1 protein-coding gene is annotated in these 205 nt (G+C 70.2%); it reads left to right on the top strand.

Annotation, left to right across the window (positions count from 1 at the left end; translation table 11 throughout):
- A partial coding sequence (locus IF37_RS40615; protein ID WP_158727478.1) for an acyltransferase domain-containing protein occupies positions 1-205 on the top strand: 205 nt, incomplete at both ends.

Here is a 205-nt window from a genome sequence, read left to right as displayed (position 1 = left end):
CGGTCGGTTGACGGTGGCGGTGGTCAATGCTCCCGGTTCGGTCGTCGTGTCGGGCGACCTGGACGCGCTGGAGGAATTGCTGGCGGCCTGTGAGGCCGAGGGCATTCGTGCCCGCCGTCTGCCGGTGAACTACGCCGCCCACTCCGTCCAGGTCGAGGCGATCCGCGAGCAGCTGCTCACCGACCTCGCCGGGATCGAGCCGAGG

It is taken from the genome of Streptomyces sp. NRRL S-31, from assembly GCF_000718775.1.
Lineage (GTDB): Bacteria > Actinomycetota > Actinomycetes > Streptomycetales > Streptomycetaceae > Streptomyces.
The sequence above is the reverse complement of the archived record's forward strand: the minus strand, read 5'-3'. Positions and strand labels throughout refer to the sequence as shown.